The following is a 25,284-nucleotide window of genomic DNA, read 5'->3' on the forward strand; positions in this document are numbered from 1 at the left end:
AACATACAGCAGGCGACACGAAGTCGGAAGTTCTTAACCAGAATAACAAAGGGGGTATTATACCCCCTTTCTATCGATTATAGGTCGAACTTAACTTCGTCTAACAATTTGATTGCAGCACTGTGATATTCAGCAATCTCATCAAGCGAGATTTTATCGGCTTTGAAATCACCCCATGACGCCACAAGCTCAGAGCGCTTAACGCCTTCTTTTACCGGGTACTCATAGTTAACTTCTGCATACATTTGCTGAGCTTTGTCGCCTGTTAAGAACTCCATTAGCTTCAATGCGTTGTCTTTGTTTGGCGAGTATTTCGCCATCGCCATACCACTGATATTTACGTGAGTACCCGTTGTGTTTTGGTTCGGGAAGTTAATGTATACCGCATCAGCCCAAGCTTTTTGCTCTTTGTCATTAACCATCTTACCTAGGTAGTAGCTGTTACCTAGAGATACGTCACACAGGCCTTCGCTGATCGCTTTCACTTGAGCGCGGTCATTGCCTTGTGGTTTGCGGGCTAGGTTAGCTTTTACGCCTTCTAGCCACTCTTTTGTCTCCGCTTCACCGTGGTGAGCAATCATAGAAGACACAAGAGATACGTTGTAAGGGTGCTTACCGCTACGAGTACAGATTTTGCCTTTGTACTCAGCGTTTGCTAGGTCGATATAATCAAAATCATTACCTAGTTTGCCTACGCGGTCACGAGAAGAGTATACGTTACGAGTACGCAGTGTTAATGCAAACCACTCATTCTCTTTATCGCGATATTGAGCAGGAACGTTAGCGTTGATTACGTCACTATCTACCGCTTGAACTACATCCTTGTCAGTCAATTCCGCTAGACGACTAATATCTGTTGTTAACACTACGTCAGCCGGGCTGTATTCGCCCTCTTGCTGAAGTTTTTCTGCCAGACCTTTCTTAGCAAACTTTACGTTTACTTTAATGCCCGTTTCTTTAGTGAACTCGTTAAACATAGGCTCAACAAGGAAAGGTTGGCGGTAAGAGTAAACGTTGACTTCTTCAGCGGCCATCGCTGGTGCTGCAAAGCTAGCTGCAATTGCTGAAAGAGTTAGCAGTTTTTTCATCGTTTTAGTTCCTTTAATTCATAATGAGAACGTTTATCAGTTGCGTTATTATATTCATATTAATTCTGAAAACAATGATCTGATATAAAAAAACCTGCCATAAAAGGCAGGTTTTGATTAAGTTTGTAACAAAACATTACTTAACACTAACAAACTCCGGATAAGCACCTACACCACAATCGTGCATGTCCATACCCTCTAATTCTTCTTCTTCTGTTACACGAATACCGATTGTCGCTTTCAGCACCGCCCAGACAGCAAGACTTGCCGCGAACACCCAACCGAAGATAACTGCTGCACCTAAAAGCTGAGCACCAAACGTTGCATCGCCGTTGCTTAGTGGCACTACCATTAGGCCGAAGAAACCACACACACCGTGAACAGAGATAGCACCAACTGGATCATCAATCTTAAGCTTGTCTAGGCCAATGATGCTGAATACGACTAGTGCACCGCCTACTGCACCAATAGCTACTGAGTATACAGGTGAAGGAGACAGAGGATCAGCAGTGATAGCAACAAGACCCGCTAACGCACCATTGAGAATCATAGTTAAGTCAGCTTTACCCCACGTTGTTTTGCACACTAGCATTGCTGCAATAGCACCCGCTGCTGCTGCTGCGTTAGTATTAAGGAAGATTTGACCTACTGCTGTCGCGTTCTCAAAATCTGAAACCATTAATTGAGAGCCACCGTTGAAGCCGAACCAGCCTAACCATAGGATAAACGTACCTAGAGTAGCTAAAGGCATATTTGAACCTGGAATTGGGTAGATTTCACCATTCTTGCCGTACTTGCCTTTACGAGCACCTAGCAACAGAACACCAGCTAATGCAGCCGCTGCACCCGCCATATGAACGATACCTGAGCCAGCAAAGTCACTAAAGCCTGCTTCTGATAGGAAACCACCACCCCAAGTCCAATAACCTTCCATAGGATAAATAAATGCCGTTAGTACGACAGAGAAGATAAGGAAAGACCAAAGCTTCATACGCTCAGCAACCGCACCGGATACCACTGACATTGCTGTTGCTACGAAAACAACTTGGAAGAAGAAGTCCGACTCTAGAGAGTGGTCTGCACCTTCACCTTGAGTGCCGATTAGCGCACCAAACGATGGTAGCCAGCCGCCTTCGCCATTGTCCACATACATAATGTTGTAACCCACAATGAGATAACAAGTACATGCGATAGCGTACAAACAGAAGTTTTTGGTTAAGATTTCAGTGGTGTTTTTTGAGCGAACTAGGCCAGCCTCTAACATGGCAAAGCCTGCCGCCATCCACATTACGAGCGCGCCTGAAATAAGAAAATAAAAAGTGTCTAGCGCATAACGCAGTTCGCTGACTGTTGTTGCTAATTCCATAATATGTTCTCCAATCCCTTAAAGTGCTTCAGCATCCATTTCGCCCGTACGAATACGTACTGCTTGGGCTAGGTCGTACACAAATATTTTTCCGTCGCCAATCTTGCCGGTTTGAGCCGCATTAGTGATAGCTTCTATAACTCGGTCTACGTTGTCTGCGTGCGTTGCAATTTCCAGCTTCACTTTCGGTAGAAAGTCCACTTGATACTCTGCACCGCGATATAATTCTGTGTGACCTTTCTGACGACCAAATCCTTTGACCTCAGAAACTGTCATCCCTTCAATGCCTACATCTGCAAGTGCTTCTCTTACATCATCCAGCTTGAATGGTTTAATGATTGCGTTAATAAGTTTCATGGCATCCCCTTCGCCTTTTTATCCCTGTTGCTTAGAACAGCAATCAAGGTGCGTGCCAACTTTTTAACCTATTGAAATATAAGGATTCAAGTTTTATATGTTATAAAAATGAAAATACCTTGCACTTTATTGGTGCAAGGTATTCACAAAAATAATGCGTTAAATGTTATTAGCACTAAGAATGTGCAAAATAACCGTTTTATCCACTTAGCGATTATGTATAAAGCGCTCCCACTGCTCGATAACAGACAAGAAATCCTCCAAACCGCACTCACTGTAGCTTTCACTTTCATACAGTGAAAACTCTTCTTCGGACTCTGTTAACGTCTCAAAAGCTAACGTATTTTCATACACATGGACTTCAGACTCGAGAATACTCAAAGAAATCTCTTTGCCCTGCCACTTGTGTTCATTACCAGAAAATTGTGACGCTTTCGATAGCAGTGCTTTTATTTCCATGATGGTGCGGTCGTCGGTACTAACTTCTTCCTGAAGTAATCTAGCGATCACTTCTTGACCCATTTCGCACTTCACCAGATATTCACCAGTGAAACTGTTTTTAATAAACTCGAATTCCATCACTTTTTCTCTCTGTAAACTCGCGCCGATTATACCTCAGAATCACTAGCAATCAGGTATACTCAACAACAATTCCTTAGAAGAGCCAATACAATGCAACTTAACTCTCTCATTGCTAAGCAAATTGTTGATCGTGCAAAAAAGATCATTGCCTACTCCATTAACGTTATGGATGAAAATGGCGTGATCATTGGCTCAAGCGATCCTAGTCGACTGCATCAAACACACGAAGGTGCACTGTTGGCCATTCGTGATAACCGCACGATTGAGATCAATGACTCTGTTGCCTCCACTCTTTCTGGCGTAAAAACTGGTATTAACCTCCCTATTATTTACAGCGAACATGTTATTGGCGTAGTGGGTATTTCTGGGACACCGGAAGAGGTAAGAAGCTACGGTGAACTGGTTAAAATGACGGCTGAGCTGATCGTCGAACAAGCGGCATTAATGTCTCAGGTCCAATGGAATAAACGTCATAGGGAAGAGCTGCTGCTACAACTTATCGAAGGCTCGAGCTTGAATGATGGCCAGTTGCTCTCCATTGCCCAAAGGCTGGACCTCGATCTTTCCCAGCCAAGAGTCGCCACTGTTATTAAAGTAATTCCACGCGCAGGCGAACCAGTCACACTAGAACACTTACAAAAACTGGTTCATCTATTGGAACACCCGGAGCGCGACAATATAGTCGGTATTGCTTCAGTTTCTATGAATGAGATCGTGGTTCTTAAGCCCGTGACTATTGTTAATCACACTTGGAATCGTAAAGAAGAGCAGAAGCGAGTCGCTAAACTGGTAAAACGCATCGACAATGAGTGTGACTTTTCGATTCAAATGGCGATTGGTGATTATTTTCCGGGGCTAATCGGCCTTGCGCGCTCATATGAAACGGCCAAAGCAACGATAGAAAGTAGTACCAGTAATGATGATGCTGTCATGTTCTATCAAGATCGCAAACTTTCGGTACTGGTCAGCAGTATCAAACAAGACCCATGGCGAGCTACTCAGCTTAAAGCACCCATCGAGAAATTAATGGCAGCCGACAGCAAACAGGTCCTATTGAAAACTCTGAGCACCTTTTTTGCTCAAAATTGCGATCTGGCTCAAACTTGTGAATCCCTCCATATTCATCGTAACACTTTGCGATACCGCCTAGACAAAATACAACAAGAAACAAATTTAGATATCAATAAGTTAGATGACAAAATCCAGCTTTATCTTGCGTTAAAATGTTTGTAAACATTATGTTAATCTGTGCATTTGCACAAATTATCTATTACCCACAATGATAAATTCGTCAGTTCGCATAAAGAAAATCCTCGCCTGAATAGCTAATCTTCCGCTCATAAAGGGTGCAAACACCCAATAAGAAAATTATTAAATTAGCGGAAAACTAAACCATGATTGAAGTCTCTACCTTAGGCGCACTCGCAGCTCTTGTTGTTGCCATTGCCCTTATTCTCAAAAAAGTTCCACCAGCTTATGGCATGATCATCGGTGCCCTGATCGGCGGTGTTGTAGGTGGCGTGTCATTAACCGATACGGTTGCTCTAATGATTGGCGGTGCACAAGGCATTGTTACTGCTGTATTGCGTATTCTTGCTGCTGGTGTTCTTGCTGGCGTTCTAATTGAATCAGGGGCGGCAACCTCTATTGCAGAAACCATCGTTAAGAAAGTCGGTGAGACTCGCGCCCTTCTTGCTCTGGCTATCGCCACCATGATTCTGACTGCCGTTGGCGTATTCGTCGATGTTGCAGTTATTACCGTTTCTCCAATTGCTCTTGCCATTGCTCGCCGCGCGGACATCTCTAAAACAGCAATTTTGCTTGCGATGGTTGGCGGCGGTAAAGCCGGTAACGTCATGTCGCCTAACCCAAACTCAATTGCAGCAGCTGACGCATTCAACGTTCCACTAACTTCGGTGATGGCTGCAGGTGTGATTCCAGGACTTTGCGGCATGATCTTCGCTTACTTCCTCGCGAAAAAGCTCGTCAACAAAGGCTCTAAAGTAGCAGAAAGCGAAGTGGTTGCTGTTGATCACTCTAGACTACCGTCATTTGGCGCATCGATTGTTGCTCCACTTGTGGCGATCGCTCTACTTTCTCTTCGCCCAATTGCTGGTATTAACGTAGACCCACTTATCGCGCTTCCATTAGGTGGTTTACTTGGTGCCGTCGTCATGGGTCGTTTTGCTGACACTAACCACTTTGCCGTTTCCGGTCTATCACGTATGGCACCTGTCGCAGTTATGTTATTAGGTACCGGTACCTTAGCTGGCATTATTGCTAACTCTGGTCTGAAAGATGTGCTTATCGATTCCCTAACTGCATCAGGCCTTCCTTCTTATCTATTGGCACCAATTTCAGGTGCAATGATGGCGCTTGCTACCGCTTCTACTACAGCCGGTACCGCCGTTGCGTCTAGTGTGTTTAGTTCCACAATTCTTGAGCTTGGCGTTCCAGCATTAGCCGGTGCTGCCATGATTCACTCAGGTGCTACCGTATTGGATCACATGCCACACGGTAGTTTCTTCCACGCCACTGGTGGCGCTGTGCATATGGATATTCGCGAGCGTCTCAAACTCATTCCTTACGAGTCTGCGGTTGGTCTAGTGATCGCCTTTGTCTCTGTAATGATCTTTGGTGTGTTCGGTCTATTTGTATAAGGTCCTATTATGAAAATTATTATTGCTCCAGATTCATACAAAGAAAGCTTAACGGCCATGGAAGTTGCCGAAGCGATCGAAACCGGTTTTAAGAAAATCTTTGCCGATGCTGAATATATCAAACTTCCAATGGCGGACGGTGGTGAAGGTACGGTTCAATCATTGGTTGATGCTACTGAAGGCTCGATTGTTACTTGCCAAGTTACTGGCCCCTTAGGTCAGCAAGTTGAAGGCTTCTACGGCCTTATGGGGGATGGTTCTACAGCTATTATTGAAATGGCTGCGGCGTCAGGCCTACATCTGGTTGAACCTGAGCTACGCAACCCGCTTGTTACCACAACTTATGGAACTGGCGAATTAATCAAAGCGGCGCTAGAGCGCGGTGTGAAGCACATTATTGTTGGTATTGGCGGCAGCGCTACCAATGATGGCGGCATAGGTATGGCGCAGGCTCTTGGTGCTAAATTGCTGGACCAACGAGGTAATGAACTTGGCTTTGGCGGTGGAGAACTCGATAAGCTGGCCAGCATTGACCTATCAGGCCTTGATGCTCGCCTGAAAGACATCCGCTTGGAAGTCGCGTGCGACGTTGATAATCCTCTGTGTGGTCCTAAAGGCGCCTCGCACGTGTTTGGTCCACAAAAAGGCGCAACACCAGAGATCGTAGCAACCCTCGATAGCAACCTTGCGCATTATGCTAGTGTCATCAAAGCTACTAACGGTCGTGATGTCATTGATACCGCAGGCGCCGGTGCTGCTGGTGGCCTCGGTGCAGCGCTACTTGGTTTGTTTGATGCGTCACTACGTCCAGGTATCCAAATTGTGATGGATGCGGTGAACCTAAGCGAAGTGGTAAAAGATGCAGACCTTGTGATTACCGGTGAAGGCCGAATTGACAGCCAAACCATTCATGGTAAGACGCCTATTGGTGTGGCACGTACTGCGAAGCAATACGACATTCCTGTGATAGCCATTGCAGGTAGCACAGCAAAAGACTGCGCAGTGGTTCACGAACACGGTATTGATGCGGCGTACAGCGTAGTACTAGGTGCGACTGACCTACCAACCGCCTTAAAAGAAGCGGCGTTCAACGTTGAAATGACCTCTCGTAATATTGCAGCGGCAATGGCGATGAACTTCAGCAAATAATCCGCTTTAGAAACACAAAATGCCCACTCAATTGAGTGGGCATTTTTTATTATCATTCCTACCGTCGCGTTAAGCGCAAGAAATGCTATTAGAACTCGATGTTACGACCGAAGCTCATTGGCCATTCTGTTGGGTTTTTCTTACCTTCGCGGATGTGGCGACATTCAGCTAGCCATACTAGAAGCTCCCAACCAAATGCAGCAGTAAGCAGCGCATCTTTCTCGTCAGAGTTTTTCTGAGGCGCAAACTCGGCAATATCAGCACCCACTAAATTAATACGCTTAGTCGCGCGAAGTTTACGGAAGATGTCGTAATACATGCGAGCAGAAACACCAAATGGATCTGGGCTTGAGTTTGCACTGTGATCAAGAAGATCTAGGCCATCTAAGTCAAAGGTTAGGTACACCGGACGACCGTCACCTTGTTTCTCAAGGATCTGTTCTACAATGTAATCCACGCCTAAATCGTAAATTTCATCAGCCAAGTAGAAGTTACCGCCAATCGCCTTCGCTTTGCCTTGTTGAGATGCACACCAGCGACCGCGCATACCCATGCTGACACTGGTCGTTGGGTCGATAGCACCTTCTGATGCTAGGCGGCAATACCAGTTACCTGAATATGACTCGTAATCAAAGTCAGCACGTGTGAGTAGGTCAAAGTGACCATCAATATGAATAAGTGAAACCGGACCGTGCACTTTCGCAAGTGCCGCAGGCCCTGGGTAAGCAACGGTATGGTCGCCACCAAAGAAGAATGGAGTACAGCCGTGGTTGATCACCATGTCATCAACCACTTTCTGCGCATTGCGCATTTCTTCATCTAAGTTGAACTGACCAAGGCCATCCCAGTTTCCGTAATCGATGATGTTACATAGTTCAAATGGCATCGTGCCATCTTGGTGAATAAGGCCCATACCAGTTTTAGAGGCATCACGAATCGCACCAGGACCAAATTTATGACCACCAGCATTTGGTGAACACTTATCCATGGTCAAGCCATACATAACAATGTCCGCGTTTTCAAAGCTGTTCACATAAGGTGCGCCAAATGCACCAACATGCTCTTTACCCAGTAAACTGAATGCTTCTACACCTTGTTCCGCCATACGCTGCTGCATTGGAGCGATGTCTTCATTGATATAAAAGTCTGCATCCGACTTATTCCAATAAATATCTTGGTAAAGTTCGAGTTTCTCTTTTGAAATTTCTACACGTTTTGGCTTGAACATATTATTGTCCTCATTGTTTTTTCTGCTTTTCAGCGATGTCTATATTGTATCCACTCACCTCGCTTACTATAATTACATTTCCGGCCAATGAGATTACATTTCAGGACAACAACATGAGCTCACTACATCAGCAGCAGTTTTTGCAAGCCATTGTTGGCCACTGGGAATCATTACTCAGAGATTTGGCGAAACAGCCACTGGCTATCGATCCGTTTCTTCGCCGCGCTAAAATCAGACGTATTAGCTATGGTCATTATGAATTGATGACGACTCAACAAGTGCTGACGTTAATGAAATTGTCCATGGAACAGTTGAACATCGATGGTATCGGATTACGCATCGCAAGTAGGCTTACCATTGAAGACACCGGAGCTTTGGGCTTTGCCATGCTAGGCTGTAAGACACTTAAGCAGCTATTAGAAACGATCATTCATATACCCTGGATGACCAGTGACTACGTGGATATTCGTATTGCCTACGACCGAGAATATGCCTATATCACTGCCGAAGATCGTTCCGCATTTTGGACGCCGCAGCCCTACACTATCGAAGACAGTATTGGTCATTACTACCTTGGAATAAAAAAGCTCTTGGGAGAGCAATTTGATAAAGATAAAGTCTCAATTTCCCTTAGTTATGCCGCGCCAAGTTATAAACACCTCTATCACCAGTATTTAGGTATCATGCCGACCTTCAACGCAGCGAGTAATCAAATTAGGCTCCCCATTGAATGGATCGATATGCCCATCTCTGCGAATGAATCCTTAGTCGCCAATATCGCAGCGAAGCACAGTGCGGAGATGAACCAGCAATCACGAGCCAGCACCAGTTGCGATCAGATAAGAATGCGCCTGTACGCTCTTCTCTCTTCCGGAGTACCCACCATGGAACAAATGGCTGAAGATTTAGGCTTCACCGCAAGAACCTTACGACGACGACTTCATGATGAAGGTAAAACTTACAAACAACTCGTGCTCGACGTTCGAATGCAAATGGCCAATGAGTATTTACTGAAGACTTCATTATCGTTATCCGATATTGCCAACCTCCTCGACTATCACTCGGCACCACCGTTTATTCGCGCGTTCAAAGCTTATCATCAGGTTTCGCCTTCGCAATTCAAGCTAGAAACGAAAAAAGCCCAGTCCGAGGGAGACTGGGCATAAAATCAAGTGCGTCTGATTTTAAAATTATTTGCGGATAGTTTCTGCTGCACGTTCAGCGCCAACTTTCGCTTCCCATTTCGCGTTCAACTCTTCGATAGAAGTGCCAGAGCGTTTTAGGAAGTCTTTGAAACCAACCCAGTGAGCGTCCATAACTTGGTGCTCATCGGTTGCCGTAGAGAGTGCTTTTAAGCCCCATTCATCTGGAATGTAAACTTCGTTGAAGCCGGCACGAGGACGGTTTTCTTTAATCGCTTTCACGAACATGTCGCTCTTACGTTTCACTTCTTCGATTGGGCCAAAGTGGCTTGGGTCGATGACTAGAATGTAAGAACCGCCTACTGGACATGGCGCATCTTCCATCGTAAAGAAGTCACTTGGCACTGCTGGAAGCTCAGGAGCAATCTTACCTTTCGGGTTGATGATTGCCGTCATTACTTCATTCCAGATGTTTAGAGAGTAAAGGCGTGGTGTTAGGAATGTCCATGGTGCTTTACAGTCAGCCACACGGCCGTAACCTTCGATTAGTGAGCCCCACTTACGAGCGTCAGCTGTTAGCTCACCAGTGTCTTGGTCAACAAGCGCTGCAACGTGTAGGTCGCGGTCGTTTACGATAGCGTCACAGATGTGAGAGTCGTAGCCTTCACCGATCATGATAGATGTGACTAGAGGTAGTTCTTCACCACCAACTAGAGCTGCATCGAACGGAGGGCAAGACATTGCTGGATCCATACCACCGAATGGTGCATTAAGAGGTACAGAGTTGTTTGAAGACATCGCAAACATGCCTTCTTTCATTGCCATCTGTGTGTAGTTAGAGAAGTTACCGCCGTCACAGTGGTCGTAACCAAATACGATTGAGATACCGTGTTTGCGTGCTTTCTCGATAGCCGTTTGAGCCATTAGCGTACAAACGTAGTGACCAGAAGATTTCTTACCGTTGTATACTGCCCAAGTATCACCTTCAGACTCTAGCTCTGGCGTCGATGTAGGATCTAGGATGCCTGCTTCGTATGGAATCGTTACTGCTTCGATAACGCCAAGACCTTGGTGAAGTTTACCTTGTAGGCCACCAACCAATAGGTTGTGAGCAAGGATATCAGCGTGAGTTTGGTCAGCACCGATGTGTTTCCATGACTCAGAAACAATGAATGAAAAATACTCGTTATTAAACGTAGTAGTAGGGCTGGTCACTTTAGCCATGATCTTTTCCTCTAGTAAGTAGGGATACGTTTTATTGAACTGTAATCACTTTAGCGCATCTGAGTTATTTCATAAGTAACATACTGGATACTGTTACTCCTTCGTTACCCCGTTGGATGTCCTATTCAATAATATTCAGGCATAAAAAAAGCCGCTCTATAAAGAGCGGCTTTACAAAAGCTATTTAAAAATCAGCGATTAAGCTTGACCTTTAACTTCTTTAAGACCGTTGTAAGGTGCTTTTTCACCTAGAGCTTCTTCGATACGAATTAGCTGGTTGTACTTAGCAACACGGTCAGAACGGCTCATAGAACCAGTTTTGATTTGACCTGCAGCAGTACCTACCGCTAGATCAGCGATAGTTGCATCTTCAGTTTCGCCAGAACGGTGAGAGATTACAGCTGTGTAACCTGCGTCTTTAGCCATCTTGATAGCAGCTAGAGTCTCAGTTAGAGAACCGATTTGGTTGAACTTGATAAGGATAGAGTTAGCTACGCCTTTCTCGATACCTTCAGCAAGGATCTTAGTGTTAGTAACGAATAGATCGTCACCTACTAGTTGAAGCTTGTCACCTAGTAGTTCAGTTTGGTGCTTGAAGCCATCCCAGTCAGACTCGTCTAGACCGTCTTCGATAGAAACGATTGGGAATTGGTTAGCTAGCTCAGCTAGGTAGTGGTTGAACTCTTCAGAAGAGAAAGTCTTACCTTCGCCTTTCATGTTGTAGATGCCAGCTTCTTTGTCGAAGAACTCAGATGCTGCACAGTCCATAGCTAGAGTAACGTCTTTGCCTAGTTCGTAACCAGCAGCTGCAACAGCTTCTGCGATAACTTCTAGAGCTTCAGCGTTAGACTTAAGGTTAGGAGCGAAACCACCTTCGTCACCAACTGCAGTACTGTAGCCTTTAGACTTAAGAACTTTAGCTAGGTTGTGGAATACTTCCGCACCGATACGTAGACCTTCTTTAAGAGTCTTAGCACCAACTGGTTGGATCATGAACTCTTGGATGTCAACGTTGTTGTCTGCGTGCTCACCACCATTGATGATGTTCATCATTGGAAGAGGCATAGAGAATACGCCAGCAGTGCCGTTAAGCTCAGCGATGTGCTCAAATAGAGGCATGCCTTTAGCAGCAGCTGCTGCTTTAGCGTTTGCTAGAGAAACTGCTAGGATAGCGTTCGCGCCGAACTTAGACTTGTTTTCAGTACCGTCAAGGTCGATCATCACTTGGTCGATCTCAGCTTGAGCTTTAGCGTCTTTACCAACTAGAGCTTCAGCGATTGCACCGTTAACAGCTTCAACAGCTTTAAGAACACCTTTACCTAGGAAACGTGCTTTGTCACCGTCACGTAGCTCAAGAGCTTCACGAGAACCAGTAGATGCGCCAGATGGAGCTGCCGCCATACCTACGAAACCGCCTTCTAGGTGTACTTCAGCTTCTACAGTTGGGTTACCACGTGAGTCGATGATTTCACGACCTAGAACTTTAACGATCTTAGACATTAATGTTTCCTCTCATTGAATATAAATGTCAAAATTAAGGGCAGCCGCACAACCTTCGCAACCGCCCGTATCCTTTTACTTTTCTTCAGTACCGCGCTGGAATTCGCCCGCCGCTTTCACAAAGCCTGTAAATAACGGGTGACCATCGCGAGGCGTTGAAGTGAACTCTGGGTGGAACTGCGCAGCTACAAACCATGGGTGAGCTGGGTTCTCAATCACTTCAACTAGTTTCTTGTCTGCTGACAGACCAGAAACTTTAAGACCTGCTTTTTCAATCTGTGGACGAAGTACGTTGTTCACTTCGTAACGGTGACGGTGACGTTCATGGATCTTAGCGTTGCCATATAGTTCGTACGCTTTTGTCCCTTTTTCTAGGTGACATAGCTGAGAACCAAGGCGCATTGTACCGCCAAGATCAGACGTTTCGGTACGTTCTTCAACTTTACCTTCACCATCTACCCACTCTGTGATCAAGCCTACCACAGGGTATTTAGTCTCTTTGTTAAATTCTGTTGAATGTGCACCTTCCATACCCGCAACGTTACGCGCGTATTCGATAAGTGCCACTTGCATACCTAGACAGATGCCTAGATAAGGTACTTTGTTTTCACGAGCGTATTTTGCAGCAAGGATCTTACCTTCAACACCACGGTCACCGAAGCCACCAGGTACAAGGATTGCGTCTAGACCAGCTAGCGCTTCTTCGCCTTTTGTTTCCACGTCTTGTGAATCAACGTACTTAATCTTCACACTCAGGCGGTTTTTAAGGCCTGCATGTTTTAGCGCTTCGTTTACAGACTTATAAGCATCTGGTAGTTCGATGTATTTACCTACCATACCGATAACTACTTCAGCCGTTGGGTTAGCTTCTTCGTAAATTACCTGTTCCCACTCAGAAAGATCAGCTTCTGGAGCAGAGATACCAAAGCGTGAACATACTAGGTCGTCTAGACCTTGCGCTTTAATTAGTTGAGGGATCTTGTAGATAGAATCTACGTCCTTCATTGAGATTACCGCTTTTTCTTGAACGTTACAGAAAAGCGCAATCTTCTTACGCTCGTTTGCAGGGATCATACGATCACTACGGCAAACAAGAATGTCTGGTTGGATACCGATAGACAGTAGCTCTTTTACAGAGTGCTGAGTCGGCTTGGTTTTCACTTCACCAGCTGCTGCTAGGTAAGGAACCAAAGTTAGGTGCATAAACATTGCACGCTCACGACCAAGCTCAACGGCTAACTGACGAATGGCTTCCATAAACGGTAGTGATTCGATATCACCTACTGTACCACCAACTTCAACGATAGCGACATCGTGGCCTTCAGAGCCAGCGATCACGCGATCTTTAATAGCATTAGTAATGTGAGGGATTACCTGAATAGTTGCACCTAGGTAGTCACCACGACGCTCTTTGCGAAGAACATCAGCGTAAACACGACCAGCAGTGAAGTTGTTGCGTTTTGTCATCTTGGTACGGATGAAACGCTCGTAGTGACCAAGGTCAAGGTCAGTTTCAGCGCCATCTTCCGTGACGAACACTTCACCGTGCTGAGTTGGGCTCATTGTGCCCGGGTCAACGTTGATGTAAGGGTCAAGCTTCATCATGGTCACTTTAAGACCACGTGCTTCTAAAATTGCTGCAAGAGATGCTGCTGCAATACCTTTACCTAGAGAGGATACTACCCCGCCAGTAACAAAAATATAATTTGTCGTCATGTTTAACCTGAAGTTGGTTGAATGAGGGAAAATGGATTTCTTCTGGACGGGATGCAAATATACCAGAAGCCCTTTACCGCCACAACGTGAAACTTATCACATTCAAAATTTTTATTTTTTGCTTCAAATCAATTGTAGAAACTTACACCAATGAGAAGCGGTTCACAAATCCGAGGACTTTTCTTGTTTTTTTACGTCATTCCAAAACTGGTCAAGCTCTTGAAGGCTAAAGTCTGTAAGGGATTTACCATCTTCGCCAGCCCTTGCCTCAACACCTTTAAAGCGACGAGAAAATTTATTGTTCGCTTTTCTCAGCGCAACCTCAGGATCTTTTTTCAAATGTCGAGAAAGATTCACTACGGCAAACAATAGATCTCCGACCTCTTCTTCCAGCTTCTCTTCATCAACATCAACCTGAATCGCTTCCTGAACCACCTCTTCAACTTCTTCCTGAACCTTGTCAACGACAGGTCCTAACGCATCCCAATCAAAGCCATATTTAGCGCAACGTTTCTGGATTTTATTGGCCTTTGAAAGTGCAGGTAACGATTGTGGTATTGAGTCTAGAATACTTTCTTCGTTTTTGCCTACCTCAGCCTTTTCCTTCTTTTTCTCAGCTTCCCAATTGGCATTGATAGCGGCTTCATCTGCAAATTCCACATCAGAAAAAACGTGCGGATGACGTCTAGTGAGCTTGTCATTCAATCCCTCAACAACCTCGTTGAAGTCAAATAACCCTTGCTCTTTTGCCATCTGGCTATAGAAAATCACTTGAAACAACAGATCGCCTAGCTCTTCTTTTAGATTTTGCCAGTCTTGGTTATGAATAGCGTCGACCACTTCAAACGTTTCTTCGATGGTGTGCGGTACGATGGTTTCGAAGGTCTGTTTGCGATCCCATGGACAGCCATGCTGCTCATCTCGAAGCTGAGCCATAATAGTGAGAAGTTGTTCAATGGGTTGAGACATAGTTAGATTCCTAAACAAAAAGGTTGGAAAACCAACCTTTTATTATTGTTCAACATGATGTGATTACGTCAGTATAACGCTCACTTGAGTCTTGCTTAACCCAAGCGCTTCACACTCATGACGTCTTTAATTTGTTCAATACGCTTAGTCACGCGTGACAGCACTTCGATATTCGTCAGCTCTAGGTCAAAATCCATAATCGATAACTGACGCTTGTAATCACTGCGACTCTTCATAGTGGTCACTTTGATCTTTTCGTTAGTAAGCAGTGTGGTGATGTCTTTTAGTAATCCGCCACGTTCCATAGCTTCAACGCGAATAGTCAAAATATAAGAGCCAACAAAGCCACTGCCCCAAACGGTATCAATAATACGCTCTGGTGCGTGATGGCTGAGTTCTTCTAACTGCTCACAATCAGCTCGGTGAACCGAAATACCGCGACCTTGAGTAATATAACCTTTGATTTGATCGCCCGGAATTGGCTGACAGCAGCGTGCCAAATGCGTCATCAAGTTATCGACACCTTCCACGACAACTGCGTCTTTATGCGGTCGGCTTTGAGCTGGTGCTTTGCCTTCTGACTCTTGAAGTTTCTCAAGTGCTTGTTGATCTTCTTCTTCGGCCGTAGGCTTATTCACCAATGCGTTGATGTGATTAATGATTTGGTTTATTCGTAAATCACCACTACCAATACCAACATACAGCTCATCTGGAGTGTTAACGTTAAAACGCTTCAAGGCATATTGTTCAGCGTCTTTGATCGTTGCACCGATTTTGGCTAATTCATCTTCAAGAATTTCACGGCCAGCTTCTAAGTTCTTCTCACGACTTTGCTTTCTAAACCAAGCGTTAATTTTGGCGCGCGCACGACCAGAGTGAACAAAGCCAAGCGATGGGTTTAACCAGTCACGAGACGGGTTTGGCTCTTTGGCTGTAATGATCTCAACCTGATCACCCATAGATAGCTTATGAGTAAATGGAACAATGCGACCTGCCACTTTGGCACCGATACAGCGGTGTCCCACTTCGGAGTGAATGTGGTAAGCAAAATCCAGTGGTGTTGCCCCCATAGGCAAATCAACCACATCGCCACGAGGCGTAAAGGCATACACACGGTCATCAAATACTTGGCTACGAAGTTCATCCAGCATTTCGCCAGAGTCTGACATCTCTTCCTGCCAATCCAGTAGCTTACGCAACCAGGTAATTTTCTCGTCGTATCCGCTACGGCCGCCACTACCACCTTCTTTGTATTTCCAGTGTGCAGCAACACCTAGCTCCGAATCCTCATGCATTTGCTTAGTTCGGATTTGGATCTCTATCGTTTTACCTTCAGGACCAAGAATAACGGTATGAATAGACTGATAACCATTGGGCTTAGGGTTCGCCACATAGTCATCAAATTCACTAGGAAGGTGCTTGTATTTGGTGTGAACAACACCGAGTGCCGCATAACAATCTTGCAGTCGCTCAGCGATGATGCGTACAGCGCGCACGTCAAAAAGCTCATCAAAATCGAGGCTTTTCTTCTGCATTTTTCGCCAAATGCTGTAGATATGCTTAGGGCGACCACTGACTTCAGCAAGGATGTTCGACACCTTCATTTCAGCCGTCAAATCATCCACAAAGTCTTTGATATATTGCTCACGAACAATGCGGCGCTCAGACAATTGTTTAGCAATCTGTTTATAAGTTTCGGGTTGCTGATAACGGAAAGCGTAATCTTCGATTTCCCATTTTAGCTGACCAATCCCTAAACGGTTGGCAAGAGGAGCATATATGTTGGCGCATTCTTTAGCGGCGGCTCGGCGAACTTCGTCAGACTCATCTTTGACTTCACGAAGGTTACAAATACGCTCAGCCAGCTTGATGACCACACAACGGAAATCATCCACCATCGCCAGCAACATTCTGCGGACATTATCGACTTGACCGGACGCCTCTGAGCCTTCTAGCGTCACGTTAAGTTGACCAATAGCCGCCATCTCTTCGACGCCATCAATCAGCTTAATGGTTTCTTTGCCATAGTTTTCTTCTAGCTGCTCTCTATCGTAGATGCCACTAGAAACAACAGGGTACAACTGAGCAGCCACCAGCGTGGCTTTATCCATCGAAAGGGTAATGAGGATCTCAATCATCTCTCTGCCGCGCCACAACAACAAGGACCCCTGTTCACTGCCAGCGACAATATCTTCGCACTGACGGTAAACTTCTTTAAGCCTTTTCGAGGTGTTCTTGTCTTGCTTTAGAGAAGCAATCCATTTGTCTAGCTCGAACTGTTCGTTAGGGTTCAAATGCGCGCTTCTTACCGCAACCATTTCTTTTTTCTTCCTAGTTTTATTGGTTAACTAACCTATCCCAGTTAGCTTGTTCTCATTTTAATTCAGCTACTTCTCAAACAGCGCCATGGATTCTAGATGACTGGTGTGAGGGAACATATCCATCATACCCAATCGAACCAACTTATAGCCCTGCTCAATCAAGCTTTGAGTATCTCTGGCAAGGGTAGCAGGATTGCAAGAAACATAAAGCACTCGCGTTGCTCCTAGCGCAGAAACTTGATCTATCACGCCGCTTGCGCCTGCTCTGGCAGGGTCAAGCAGGATTTTATCAAACTGTTGTTTTGCCCATGACATCTCAGAGAGATCTTGCTCGAGATTTGCTTGATAAAATTCAACATTCGTTAGGTGATTAAGCGCGGCATTTTGCTGCGCCCAATCCACCATATCTTGAATACCTTCAACACCTACGACACGTTGACATAGTTTCGCCAAAGGTAAAGAGAAGTTACCCAAGCCGCAAAAAAGATCGAGTACATTGTCACTGGATTTAGGCGCTAGCCACTCCAGTGCTTGAGCGACCATTTTGCTATTTATCTCGCGGTTCACTTGAATAAAGTGTGTCGGCAGGAAGGGTAATTCAACCCCTACTTCCGAATAATAAGGCTGTTCACCCGTTATTAGTTGTAACTGCCCTGACTCTGGCATCAGGTAAAGCGTGAGTGCCTGACTGTCAGCAAAATCGACCAAGTGTTTTTGATCGTGATTAGTCAAAGGTTTGATGTGCCTAACAACAACCACAGGTCCATTATCACCCATGACCAATTCAAGGTGGCCAAGTGACTGTTGCTGTTTAAAGCCTGCGAATATGTCTCGTAATGGCGGTATCAATGCGTTTAATTGCGCATTCAATACCGGACAGTGGTCAATCTCAACAATGTGATTGCTCTGCTTACGGCGAAACCCCATGACTAAGTTGCGCTGCTTATCGAGGTGAATACTTAAGCGAGCACGACGGCGATAACCAAGACCTTCTCCGGTAATAGAAGAAGCTAACGGCACGGATTGGCCCGCTAACTTATTCATCAATTGTGATAAGGCTACTTGTTTGTTTTCAATCTGCTGCTGACGTTCTACATGCTGCTGATTGCAGCCGCCACACTCATGGTAATGAGGACAAAATGGCTTCACGCGTTGCTCAGAAGCTTCTAGCACTTTGATCAAGGTAGCCTTAGCAAACTTTGCTTTGCTTTCCGTTAACTGCACCAACACCTTCTCATCTGTGAGCGCACCTTCAACAAATACCGGTTTGTTATTTAAGTAACCAATACCTGCACCATGATGGTCCATGCGTTCAATGTTCACCTCTTGGTGCTTTTTTGAGAATGAAGTTTTCTTTGTTGGTTTAAAAAAACGTGCCATTACTGTACCCAGTGAGCAGAGCGTAATGCGCTGCTTCGATAAAAATTTGTTAGAGTTTCACTATTCTTTATTTGAATGATTGTCGAACAGCGCTGCTTTGATTAAGCTTACGTCATCTTGAGGATGCAATACTGGCTATTGTCCCATATCCACCCAGCAGATGTAACTCTGTTGGCAAATAATGACTTCGAATTAAAATGACAAGATACGGCCTGCGCGCTCGCGTAATCACATTGACTTTGGCACCGACCTTAATTATCGGTCTCCTTTTGAGTGCCTTCTTCTCTTACAATCGCTACCACGACCTAGAATCACAAGTACTTAACGCCGGCTCTAGCATTATTGAACCGCTGGCGATTGCCAGTGAACAAGGTCTTATCAACCAAAGTCGTGAATCGGTTAGACGCCTGATTAGTTACGCCCACCGTAAGAATTCTAAATTCGTTCGCAGTATTGCGGTATTCGATGCTTCTCATGAGCTGTTTGTAACCTCAAACTTTCATCCCAACTTTGATACGTTAACCTACCCGAAAGATCAGCCGATTCCTTTTTTAAGCTCCTACGAAATTCACGACAATACGTTAATTTTGAGAGCCCCTATTCTAGCTGAAAGTCAGCTGGTATCAGATACGCGAGAATTGACCTCAACCAATAAGACGCTCGGTTATATCGCCGTAGAGCTCGACCTTTCTTCACTGCGTTTACAACAATATCAGGAAGTCTTCTCTGCGATTCTAGTCCTTGTTCTTGGTCTTATCCTATCGGGAATCTTTGCCTACCGTTTGATGTACGATGTGACGCGTCCAATTTCTCACATGAAAAACATGGTAGACCGTATTCGTCGTGGTCACTTGGATGTTCGTATCGAAGGCAAAATGCACGGCGAGCTGGACTCGTTGAAAAATGGTATCAATGCCATGGCAGTCTCGCTGTCCGAATATCATGTGGAAATGCAGCACAGTATCGACCAAGCAACGTCCGATCTACGTGAGACATTAGAACAGCTTGAAATTCAAAACGTTGAATTGGATATCGCCAAAAAGCGTGCGCAAGAAGCGGCACGAGTGAAGTCAGAGTTCCTTGCTAACATGTCTCATGAGCTAAGAACCCCACTTAATGGTGTAATTGGTTTTACTCGTCAGATGCTGAAAACTCAGCTGACCAACAGTCAAACAGACTATCTACAGACCATTGAGAAATCGGCAAATAACCTGCTTAACATCATCAATGACATTTTAGACTTCTCCAAACTCGAAGCCGGTAAACTGGCACTTGAGAATATTCCATTTGAATTCCAAGACAGTCTTGAGGAAGTTGTCGCCCTTCAAGCAACCAGTGCCCATGAAAAAGGCTTGGAACTAACCTTAAAAGTTGACTCAAAAATTCCAAGCGGCCTTGTTGGTGACCCACTTCGTATTCAACAGATTTTGACCAACCTTGTGGGTAACTCCATCAAGTTTACTGAGCGTGGCAACATTGATATCAGCGTTGAACTCAAATCTCAGAAAGAAGACCGTGTTGAGCTGCAGTTTATGGTTCGCGATACCGGTATCGGTATCTCAGAGCGACAACAAGCGCAGTTATTCCAAGCCTTCAGTCAAGCGGACGCCAGTATCTCTCGACGTTATGGCGGTACTGGACTTGGTTTGGTTATTACCCAAAAGCTAGTTGGACAAATGGGCGGTGAAATTAGCTTAACCAGTCGCCTGCACCAAGGTTCAACATTCTGGTTTACGGTTAAACTGAACTCTACAGATATTCCAATGATCGACCTTATCGATCCTGCGGTCATCCATAACAAGCGACTACTACTGATTGAACCAAATATGCAAGCGGCATCGGTATTACAACAGACCCTTACTAATGAAGGGGTTATGGTGACCTATCGCTCAACGTTGCCAGATAAAGTGGAAGCGTTCGACTACATCATTTTGTGTTTGCCTACCAATGAAGAAGTGCCATTGACGGTGATTGAAAGTTGGATCACCCGTTGTCAGGAAGCTACATCAAACATCATCATCGGTACTGCCAGCACCCAGCTCGCCCTATCTGACTACTTGATGCAAACCCATCAAGTACAGTGCTTAACCAAACCATTATCACGTAAGAAGTTACTGCAATCGTTAGTGGAAAAACAGCCAGCAATACTCGCACCTGTTATGGAAGTTGAGTCTACCGAGAAGCGCGCACTCACCGTAATGGCAGTGGATGATAACCCTGCCAACCTCAAGCTCATTACAGCATTATTGTCGGAGCGTGTTGAGAGCGTGGTCTCTTGCACCAACGGCCAAGTATCGGTTGAGAAAGCCCAAGAGCAGCACTTTGATATGGTATTTATGGACATTCAAATGCCTCATATGGATGGGGTTACTGCCTGCAAATTAATTAAAGAGACCCAGCAGAACAGTCAGACGCCTGTCGTCGCCGTCACTGCCCACGCAATGACGGGTGAACGAGACCGACTTTTATCTGAAGGAATGGACGATTACCTCACCAAACCTATCGATGAAAAAATGTTGTTGCAAGTACTCAACAAATGGGTACCAGTTCGCAATCATGACACTGATGCCAGCTTAGATTTCGTTGCTCCAAATGAAGTGGACATAACATCTGATGAGCCAAGCATTCAGCCTAAAGCGGAAACGGAAACTAATTTGGTGATCGATTGGGGAGCGGCACTCAAACAAGCCGCTAACAAAGAAGACTTAGCCGTCGATATGCTGCAAATGTTAGTCGACTTTATCCCTGAAGTGTATGCACTTTCAGAGCAAGTGTTGGACACTGATTTCGATGATAAGGAACAGGTTATCCATCTAATCCACAAATTGCATGGCAGTTGCTCTTATTGCGGCGTACCGAGACTTAAATCTATCTGCGCGACCATAGAGAAAGCCTTGCGCGCTGGCGACAGCTTAGAAGATATCGAGCCAGAGCTCTTTGAACTGCAAGATGAAATGGAAAAAGTGCTAAAAACGTCTGAGCTTTACTTGAAGGGAAATAGAGAACCTAACGACTAGGTTAGGTTCTATCGTTTAGCTTTCGAAGATGACGGTAGCGACAGCGTAGTGACGCTCGTCAGAGATAGACAAATGATTGGACGTCACACCCATTGAAGCCGCAATTTCTGCGGCTTTTTTTGTCAGGGTGAGTATTGGCTTGCCGTTTTCGTCATTAGAGACTTCAAAATCTTGGAAAGTCACACCATGAGCAATCCCGGTCCCCAATGCCTTTGATGCCGCCTCTTTTACAGCAAAGCGCTTAGCAAGAAAGCGACCTTGCTGTTTCAATTGCTGAAACTGAACCAACTCATTATCGGTCAAAATACGCTGCGCAAACGCCTCGCCTGAACGCGCTAAGGCTTTCTCAACACGTTCTATTTCTGCGATATCGGTACCTAGACCTTGAATTGCCACGATTCATTAACCTCGACGAGCCGATTCCATGACCGCTTTCATATCTGCAACGGCTTTATGTAGGCCATCGAATACCGCGCGGCCAATGATAGAGTGACCAATGTTTAATTCATAAATCTCAGGTAATGCCGCAATAGGTGCGACGTTGTGGTAAGTCAAACCATGACCAGCATTCACTGTGATGCCGATATCTGCAGCGTAGCTTGCGCCTGCCGCGATTTTTTTCAGCTCGTCTTGCTGATCTTCTTCAGTTTCTGCATCCGCATAATGACCAGTATGCAGTTCAATGAATGGTGCACCAGCTGCTTTAGCGGCATCAATCTGCTCACGATCGGCATCAATAAATAGCGACACTTTAATGCCTGCTGCAGACAACTTCTCAGTTGCCGCTTTGATTTTTTCAAGCTGACCTTTTACATCTAACCCACCCTCGGTCGTCAGCTCTTCACGTTTTTCAGGTACTAAGCAAACAAACTCAGGTTGAGTTTTTAGGGCAATATCGATCATCTCATCGGTGACCGCCATCTCTAGGTTCATACGAGTCTGTAGTGTTTCGCGCAAAATGCGTACATCACGATCTAAGATGTGGCGACGGTCTTCACGAAGGTGAATAGTAATACCGTCAGCGCCAGCACGCTCTGCAATTTCTGCTGCATGAACTGGATCTGGATACTTAGTACCGCGCGCATTACGTAGCGTAGCGATATGGTCAATATTGATACCTAAAAGGATAGAACTCATCGATGTTTACTCCATGGTCAGAGCTGTTTCAGTCTCGGAAGAAACAACTCCCTGCTTTTTAATGGTTTCCCGCCAAGATACGGCTTTAATGCTATGCGTGTAAAGCGTTTTGCCGCTTGTAACTGTGTTTTACTGTTAAAACGACGCTCACTGATGGCAATCAATTCCTCACCGAGAAAGGTGAGATTGTCTTTACGCACACTGGCAATGAACCCCTTCTGCTCTCGATAACGATAAGTCATCGTTGGCTCAATAGGTTCACCTGTTCCGGCACAGTGAAGGAAGTCTACACCGTATCCCATTGCAGAAAGGAGAGCGAGTTCAAATCGCCGTAAAGCGGGCTCAGGATTGGTATTGTGAGCCAGTTCTGTTAAAGCTTGAAGATAGTCATGAAATAAAGCGGGAAACGGGATTTCACTGGCGAGAACACGGGCAATGAGTTCGTTCACATACATAGCTGAGTAAAGGTTGATACCAGATAAAGGTAACCCAAGGCTGATGGCTTCAGCTTGACGAAGGGTCTTCATGGAACCGCCGCCGGACCATTTTAACAGGAGAGGGGTAAAAGGTTGCAGCGCCCCTTTAAGGTTGGAGCGCTTACTTCTAGCACCTTTAGACAAAAGCGTAACTCGACCATACTCTTCACTGAATACGTCAAGAATAAGACTCGACTCACTGTAGGGTCTTCGATGCAAAACAAAACAGCGTTGTAATCCATCCATAACTATATCTTGTCTAAGGTCTCGGAGCAGGACGCTCAGCGTCCTCGCTACCTAATAGTATTATTTGTTTTCGATATCGTCGATATAGCCCAATGAACGCAGAGCACGCTCATCATCAGCCCAGCCCGATTTCACTTTTACCCAAGTCTCAAGGTAAACCTTACGATCGAACAGCTCTTCCATATCTAGACGAGCCTCACGACCAATCGTCTTGATCTTTTCGCCGCCTTTACCAATAACCATTTTCTTCTGGCCGTTACGCTCAACAAGAATCAAAGCATTGATATGGAAGCCATCAGTGTCTGGGTTGTAATCAAAACGCTCAATCTCAACCGTCACTGAATAAGGCAGTTCATCACCCGTAAAACGCATGAGTTTCTCACGCAGGATTTCTGACGCCATGAAACGCTGAGAACGGTCCGTGACATACTCTTCAGGGAAATGATGTACCGCTTCAGGTAGATGTTCGCGTACATGCTTACGAAGCACATCTGTGTTCTTACCATGTTTGGCAGAAATAGGCACTACATCCACGAAGTCCATCTTCTTCGACAGCTCATGCATATGCAGCATTACGTCGTTACGATCTTTCACGTTATCGACTTTGTTCATACATAGGATGACTGGGAAGTCTGACTTACGCAGCTTATTAAGCACCATTTCGTCATCGTCAGTCCAGTGAGTGCCATCAACTAGGAATAACACTAGGTTCACATCACTCAATGAGCTATTAGCTGCACGATTCATCAAACGGTTAATCGCTCGCTTCTCTTCAATATGTAGCCCTGGCGTATCCACATAAATCGCTTGGTAATCCCCATCGGTATCGACACCCATAATACGGTGACGAGTAGTTTGCGGTTTACGCGATGTGATGGAAATCTTTTGCCCTAAAATATGATTTAGCAGCGTTGATTTACCTACATTTGGACGACCAACAATCGCAACAAAACCACAGTGTTGGTTTTCTGCGCTGGTTGTCGCTTCGCCAGATGATGCAAAGTATGCATCAATATCGAATTCTTGTTCAGACTCAGGTTTATCAGACATTGGTCACTTTCTCTAAAGCCAGTTCCGCAGCCGCTTGCTCTGCCTTGCGGCGACTGGTGCCTCGACCGATAACAGGTTCATCCACACCTGCCACTTCACAGGAAACGGTAAACTCTTGGTTATGCGCTTCCCCTTTAATATTAGTCACTGTATAGACTGGTAGTGGTTTTCTTCGACCTTGTAAGAACTCTTGCAAGCGAGTTTTTGGATCTTTTTGGGAAACACCTGGCTTAATTGCTTCTAAGCGAGTCATATACCAGCTCAATACAATTTTACGAACCATCTCTACATCGCTGTCGAGATAAATCGCGCCAATGATCGCTTCAACGGCATCCGCTAAAATTGAGTCACGACGGAAACCACCGCTCTTCAATTCGCCTGGACCTAATTTTAAGTAATCTCCCAAGACAAACTCGCGCCCTAGCTCAGCCAGAGTATTCCCTCTCACTAAGGTGGCACGCATTCGACTCATATCCCCTTCATTCACTTTAGGAAAGCGGTGATAAAGATCGTCAGCGATGACAAAACTTAAAATTGAATCGCCCAGAAATTCTAGTCGTTCATTATGGTTACCATTGGCGCTGCGGTGAGTCAGCGCCAACATGAGCAGCTCGCTATCATTGAAATGATAGCCGAGCTTTTTTTCTAATCGTTCAATAGAAGAATTCATGCTCTC

21 protein-coding genes are annotated in these 25,284 nt (G+C 45.2%); 5 read left to right on the plus strand and 16 right to left on the minus strand.

What is annotated here, in order from left to right; all coding sequences use genetic code 11:
* Positions 1-77: 77 nt before the first annotated feature.
* From OH456_RS16405 to OH456_RS16420, 4 genes are all read right to left on the minus strand, one after another.
* Positions 78-1,088: a Fe(3+) ABC transporter substrate-binding protein gene (locus OH456_RS16405; RefSeq protein WP_038229082.1), complete on the minus strand. Its 1,011-nt coding sequence runs from the start codon at positions 1,086-1,088 to the stop codon at positions 78-80.
* A gap of 136 nt (positions 1,089-1,224) precedes the next feature.
* Entirely contained in the window at positions 1,225-2,454 is a 1,230-nt protein-coding gene (locus OH456_RS16410; RefSeq protein ID WP_038229081.1) for an ammonium transporter, read from the minus strand.
* Between the two features lie 18 nt (positions 2,455-2,472).
* Positions 2,473-2,811 (minus strand): P-II family nitrogen regulator, encoded by a 339-nt coding sequence (locus OH456_RS16415; RefSeq protein WP_038229080.1) that lies wholly within the window; start codon positions 2,809-2,811, stop codon positions 2,473-2,475.
* Between the two features lie 207 nt (positions 2,812-3,018).
* Positions 3,019-3,390 carry a YacL family protein gene (locus OH456_RS16420; RefSeq protein WP_031494037.1) on the minus strand — a complete coding sequence of 124 codons (372 nt, stop codon included), beginning with the start codon at positions 3,388-3,390 and terminating at the stop codon, positions 3,019-3,021.
* A gap of 93 nt (positions 3,391-3,483) precedes the next feature.
* On the opposite strand from OH456_RS16420, the gene OH456_RS16425 reads away from it, so the two are divergent.
* From OH456_RS16425 to OH456_RS16435, 3 genes are all read left to right on the plus strand, one after another.
* Positions 3,484-4,626: a sugar diacid recognition domain-containing protein gene (locus OH456_RS16425; RefSeq protein WP_107306340.1), complete on the plus strand. Its 1,143-nt coding sequence runs from the start codon at positions 3,484-3,486 to the stop codon at positions 4,624-4,626.
* 161 nt (positions 4,627-4,787) lie between these two features.
* The gene (locus OH456_RS16430; protein ID WP_031495021.1) at positions 4,788-6,053 is read left to right on the plus strand and encodes a GntP family permease; all 1,266 of its coding nucleotides are present in this window, start codon (positions 4,788-4,790) and stop codon (positions 6,051-6,053) included.
* Positions 6,054-6,062: 9 nt separating this feature from the next.
* Positions 6,063-7,202: a glycerate kinase gene (locus OH456_RS16435; RefSeq protein WP_270033885.1), complete on the plus strand. Its 1,140-nt coding sequence runs from the start codon at positions 6,063-6,065 to the stop codon at positions 7,200-7,202.
* Positions 7,203-7,290: 88 nt separating this feature from the next.
* On the opposite strand, the gene OH456_RS16440 is transcribed toward OH456_RS16435, so the two are convergent.
* Positions 7,291-8,430: an arginase family protein gene (locus OH456_RS16440; RefSeq protein ID WP_006075617.1), complete on the minus strand. Its 1,140-nt coding sequence runs from the start codon at positions 8,428-8,430 to the stop codon at positions 7,291-7,293.
* 113 nt (positions 8,431-8,543) lie between these two features.
* Between OH456_RS16440 and OH456_RS16445 the strand changes: the two genes are divergently transcribed.
* On the plus strand, positions 8,544-9,596 hold the full coding sequence (locus tag OH456_RS16445; protein ID WP_006075618.1) for an AraC family transcriptional regulator: 1,053 nt from the start codon (positions 8,544-8,546) through the stop codon (positions 9,594-9,596).
* A gap of 24 nt (positions 9,597-9,620) precedes the next feature.
* Here the strand turns inward: OH456_RS16445 and OH456_RS16450 are convergent, their stop codons facing one another.
* The 6 genes from OH456_RS16450 to rlmD form a co-directional block, all read right to left on the minus strand.
* Positions 9,621-10,796 carry an Ldh family oxidoreductase gene (locus OH456_RS16450; RefSeq protein WP_006075619.1) on the minus strand — a complete coding sequence of 392 codons (1,176 nt, stop codon included), beginning with the start codon at positions 10,794-10,796 and terminating at the stop codon, positions 9,621-9,623.
* Positions 10,797-10,994: 198 nt separating this feature from the next.
* Positions 10,995-12,296 (minus strand): phosphopyruvate hydratase, encoded by a 1,302-nt coding sequence (eno, locus tag OH456_RS16455; protein WP_063605881.1) that lies wholly within the window; start codon positions 12,294-12,296, stop codon positions 10,995-10,997.
* A 75-nt stretch (positions 12,297-12,371) separates the two neighbouring features.
* Positions 12,372-14,012: a CTP synthase gene (locus OH456_RS16460; RefSeq protein ID WP_038228988.1), complete on the minus strand. Its 1,641-nt coding sequence runs from the start codon at positions 14,010-14,012 to the stop codon at positions 12,372-12,374.
* Positions 14,013-14,174: 162 nt separating this feature from the next.
* Positions 14,175-14,981 carry a nucleoside triphosphate pyrophosphohydrolase gene (gene mazG, locus OH456_RS16465; protein ID WP_031493536.1) on the minus strand — a complete coding sequence of 269 codons (807 nt, stop codon included), beginning with the start codon at positions 14,979-14,981 and terminating at the stop codon, positions 14,175-14,177.
* Between the two features lie 95 nt (positions 14,982-15,076).
* Positions 15,077-17,299 (minus strand): GTP diphosphokinase, encoded by a 2,223-nt coding sequence (gene relA, locus OH456_RS16470; RefSeq protein WP_038228982.1) that lies wholly within the window; start codon positions 17,297-17,299, stop codon positions 15,077-15,079.
* A 69-nt stretch (positions 17,300-17,368) separates the two neighbouring features.
* Entirely contained in the window at positions 17,369-18,682 is a 1,314-nt protein-coding gene (rlmD, locus tag OH456_RS16475; protein WP_270033886.1) for a 23S rRNA (uracil(1939)-C(5))-methyltransferase RlmD, read from the minus strand.
* Between the two features lie 197 nt (positions 18,683-18,879).
* Between rlmD and barA the strand changes: the two genes are divergently transcribed.
* A complete protein-coding gene (gene barA, locus OH456_RS16480) occupies positions 18,880-21,699 on the plus strand; it encodes a two-component sensor histidine kinase BarA (protein WP_006075283.1) in 2,820 nt (939 codons plus the stop codon).
* Between the two features lie 15 nt (positions 21,700-21,714).
* On the opposite strand, the gene acpS is transcribed toward barA, so the two are convergent.
* From acpS to rnc, 5 genes are read right to left on the minus strand one after another with little or no spacing between them, the layout of a single operon-like run.
* Complete coding sequence (gene acpS / locus OH456_RS16485) at positions 21,715-22,095, minus strand: holo-ACP synthase (protein ID WP_006075282.1); 381 nt, start codon at positions 22,093-22,095, stop codon at positions 21,715-21,717.
* A gap of 6 nt (positions 22,096-22,101) precedes the next feature.
* On the minus strand, positions 22,102-22,836 hold the full coding sequence (pdxJ, locus tag OH456_RS16490; protein WP_006075281.1) for a pyridoxine 5'-phosphate synthase: 735 nt from the start codon (positions 22,834-22,836) through the stop codon (positions 22,102-22,104).
* A gap of 17 nt (positions 22,837-22,853) precedes the next feature.
* Positions 22,854-23,558 (minus strand): DNA repair protein RecO, encoded by a 705-nt coding sequence (recO, locus tag OH456_RS16495; protein WP_006075280.1) that lies wholly within the window; start codon positions 23,556-23,558, stop codon positions 22,854-22,856.
* 60 nt (positions 23,559-23,618) lie between these two features.
* Complete coding sequence (gene era / locus OH456_RS16500) at positions 23,619-24,608, minus strand: GTPase Era (RefSeq protein WP_006075279.1); 990 nt, start codon at positions 24,606-24,608, stop codon at positions 23,619-23,621.
* Positions 24,601-25,278 (minus strand): ribonuclease III, encoded by a 678-nt coding sequence (rnc, locus tag OH456_RS16505; protein ID WP_006075278.1) that lies wholly within the window; start codon positions 25,276-25,278, stop codon positions 24,601-24,603. The genes era and rnc overlap by 8 nt, the downstream gene beginning before the upstream one ends.
* Positions 25,279-25,284 lie beyond the last annotated feature (6 nt).

This window comes from Vibrio sp. La 4.2.2 (assembly GCF_027586995.1).
Classification (GTDB): domain Bacteria; phylum Pseudomonadota; class Gammaproteobacteria; order Enterobacterales; family Vibrionaceae; genus Vibrio; species Vibrio mediterranei.